This is a genomic window from Pseudomonas sp. P5_A2_2, assembly GCF_054177685.1.
This window is the reverse complement of the sequence record NZ_JBGCUL010000456.1, coordinates 1-3,589: the sequence shown is the minus strand read 5'-3', so window position 1 is coordinate 3,589 and position 3,589 is coordinate 1. Positions and strand designations below refer to the sequence as shown.

Sequence of the window (3,589 nt, the reverse complement as noted above, 5' to 3'; positions counted from 1 at the left end):
CTTGTGTGCGCGCCAATTGTTTGAGCTGCGACTCCTTCCAGATCTCCATACAGTGATCTCCATTAGTGTGTCTTCTGGGTGCAGAATTGGATCCAAGATCCGGCACGCCACGAAGTGTAGGACATTTCCTACGGAAGTGGTTCGACAATTTTGTTATTTTGACTGTTGGAAAAGTGTGCTCAAGGTTCTTAGGAAATAAATGGTTATGAAATGCCACATATAATTTTATATGTAGGGTTGTATTCGTATTCTGTAATCGACTACTAGTGCGCATTAATGCCACTACAAATTGTCGGTGGTTACGCTGCTTTCTTTGCGGGACACTGGGGTATCTGTTGATTGGAGCCTTCCATGTCCGTCAGTGAAGAAAAATTTACGCGCCAGACCTTGCTCGAGGTTCATCCGTTGACTCCGAACCTGTTTACCCTGCGCGCCACGCGGGATGCAGGGTTTCGTTTTCGGGCGGGGCAGTTTGCCCGGTTGGGCGTCACCAAGGCTGACGGCAGCACGGTATGGCGCGCCTACTCCATGGTGTCCTCGCCCTTTGACGAGTTCCTCGAGTTCTTTTCCATTGTCGTACCGGGCGGTGAGTTCACCAGTGAGCTGAGCCGCCTGGGCGTTGACGACACATTGCTGGTCGACCGCCAGGCCTTCGGCTACTTGACGCTGGACCGTTTTGTCGATGGCCGCGATCTGTGGTTGTTATCCACAGGCACGGGCATCGCGCCGTTCCTGTCGATACTCCAGGATTTCGAAGTCTGGGAGAGATTCGAGCGGATCATCCTGGTCTACAGCGTTCGCGAAGCCCGGGAACTGGCTTATCAGGAGTTGATCGCGGGGTTGGCGCAACTTGAGTATCTGGCTGAATACGCACACAAATTGCAATTCATCGCCACAGTCACTCGTGAGCAGCATCCTGGCGCATTGAACGGACGGATCACCACACTGATTGAAAGCGGCGAGTTGGAGCGCAGCGCGGGAGTTGCGCTGACGCCTGAGCATTCACGGGTCATGCTGTGCGGCAACCCGCAGATGATCGATGATACGCGCAAGTTGCTTAAACAGCGGGACATGCACTTGAGCCTCAGCCGGCGCCCCGGCCAAGTGGCGGTGGAAAACTTCTGGTAAGCAAAACGGCGCCTCAAAGGCGCCGTTTTATGCCAATGCAGTCAAGGCCRGTTGTTTTGGGCCTTGAGCAAGTCGCGGATCTCGCCCAGCAACTCTTCTTCCTTGGTGGGAACCGGCGGCAGGCTAGGGGCCACGGACTCCTCACGCTTCAGGCGGTTGATGGCCTTGACGCCCATGAAGATCGCAAAGGCGACGATGACGAAGTCGATGATGGTCTGGATGAACTTGCCATAGGCCAGCACCACCGCAGGAATGGCGCCGTCTGCTGCCTTGAGCGTTATGGCCAGATCACTGAAGTCCACGCCACCGATCAGCATCCCGATTGGCGGCATGATCAGGTCACCGACAAACGACGTAACGATCTTGCCGAAGGCCGCACCGATGATGATGCCGACGGCCATGTCGACCACGTTGCCTTTGACCGCGAAGGCCTTGAACTCGTTTAGCACGCCCATAGGTTATTCCTTGTTACAGATGAGGTAGATGTGCGCAGTGTAAATCAGCCAATCGCATCCTGCTCGAATCAACTGCCTGCTGTGCTTGCCAGCCATTGACCCGGGTGGCGTTGAAAAATTCACCGATTGATCTCATCTGAGGTCGGGCAGGCCTTCTGCGGAGTTCGCATGCGACGTTTTTTTCAGCGAAATAGCGTCATTTGTGTGGGCGAGCCAAGGTTGAGCGACCATTCCTGAATCGGGACGTTCAAGATGATCGGGCAGTTAGTGGCCGAGAGGTCGCATTGAAAATTAAATGCAGCTGCAGTGATATTAACTGTTCCGTTAGTTCGGGGCGTCTGACAAGTTGCGCGTTTCTCTGAATCACTGCTGCGTGTTGTGTGAATGTTTTAGAAGTTGTGCAAAAAGTATGTAAGTGAACAAAGTCTGTATAGGTTTTCAAAACGTGCGGTATGGCATGTCCCTAGAATTTATTGGCCGAGTTGAGTAAAAAACTTATACAAGGTTTGTAGGTTGGGTGCATCTGAATATACCTGTGTTTAATAAGGTTATTTGAAGTCGTCAATAGGGGCGCGAAATATCTGGCCGCACTCGCGCGCCCTGGCTGAGCTATCATCGCGTTTTTTTCCGGGAGTTCCGATGGCCAAGGCCAAGCGCATGTACGGCTGCACCGAGTGCGGCTCAACCTTCCCCAAATGGGCCGGCCAGTGCGGTGAGTGCGGGGCCTGGAACACGCTTACCGAAACCATGGTGGAAAGCGGCGGGGCAGCCGCCCCCAGCGGTCGTACCGGCTGGACCGGCCAGCAGGCGCAGATCAAGACTCTGGCCGAAGTCAGTGTCGAAGAAATTCCGCGCTTCTCCACCGCTTCCAGCGAGCTGGACCGGGTTCTGGGTGGTGGTCTGGTGGATGGCTCGGTGGTGCTGATCGGTGGCGACCCTGGCATCGGCAAGTCGACCATTCTGTTGCAAACCTTGTGCAACCTCGCCAAGAGCATGTCGGCACTGTACGTCACCGGTGAGGAATCCCAGCAGCAAGTGGCCATGCGTGCGCGGCGCCTGGGGTTGCCTCAGGATCAATTGCGGGTCATGACCGAAACCTGCATCGAAACCATCATTGCCACGGCCCGTCAGGAAAAGCCCAGGGTGATGGTGATCGACTCGATCCAGACGATCTTTACCGAGCAATTGCAATCGGCACCGGGCGGTGTATCCCAGGTGCGCGAAAGCGCGGCGTTGCTGGTGCGTTATGCCAAACAGAGCGGCACGGCGATTTTTCTGGTGGGCCACGTCACCAAGGAAGGCGCGCTGGCTGGCCCTCGGGTGCTGGAGCACATGGTCGACACCGTGCTGTATTTCGAAGGTGAGTCTGACGGGCGCCTGCGTCTGCTGCGGGCGGTGAAGAACCGCTTCGGTGCAGTCAATGAACTGGGCGTTTTCGGCATGACCGACAAAGGTCTGAAAGAAGTCTCCAACCCGTCGGCGATTTTTCTGACCCGTGCCCAGGAAGAAGTCCCGGGCAGTGTGGTGATGGCAACATGGGAAGGCACACGGCCGATGCTGGTGGAGGTTCAGGCGCTGGTGGACGACAGTCACCTGGCCAACCCGCGTCGGGTCACGCTGGGGCTGGATCAAAACCGGCTGGCGATGTTGCTGGCTGTGCTGCACCGTCACGGTGGCATTCCGACCCACGATCAGGACGTGTTTCTCAACGTGGTCGGCGGGGTCAAGGTGCTGGAAACGGCGTCCGACCTCGCGCTGATGGCAGCGGTGATGTCCAGTTTGCGCAACCGGCCGTTGCCCCACGATCTGCTGGTATTCGGTGAAGTCGGGCTTTCCGGTGAAGTGCGTCCGGTGCCGAGCGGTCAGGAGCGTTTGAAAGAAGCTGCCAAGCACGGCTTCAAGCGGGCCATCGTGCCCAAGGGTAATGCGCCGAAAGAGGCGCCGGCTGGATTGCAGATTATTGCTGTGACCCGGCTGGAACAGGCACTCGACGCGCTGTTCGAGTA

At 56.5% G+C, this 3,589-nt stretch carries 3 protein-coding genes; 2 read left to right on the top strand and 1 reads right to left on the bottom strand.

Annotated features, from left to right (window positions below; all coding sequences use genetic code 11):
* The first annotated feature begins 351 nt into the window (after window positions 1-351).
* Window positions 352-1,128, top strand: coding sequence for a ferredoxin--NADP reductase (locus ACXRVY_RS20330; protein ID WP_108216399.1), 777 nt, complete (start codon window positions 352-354; stop codon window positions 1,126-1,128).
* 41 nt (window positions 1,129-1,169) lie between these two features.
* Here ACXRVY_RS20330 and mscL read toward each other — a convergent pair whose 3' ends face one another.
* Window positions 1,170-1,583: a large-conductance mechanosensitive channel protein MscL gene (gene mscL, locus ACXRVY_RS20325; protein WP_458238087.1), complete on the bottom strand. Its 414-nt coding sequence runs from the start codon at window positions 1,581-1,583 to the stop codon at window positions 1,170-1,172.
* A 639-nt stretch (window positions 1,584-2,222) separates the two neighbouring features.
* Here mscL and radA point away from each other — a divergent pair.
* Window positions 2,223-3,589 (top strand): DNA repair protein RadA (gene radA, locus ACXRVY_RS20320; protein ID WP_223461043.1); only part of this gene is annotated, 1,367 nt, incomplete at its 3' end.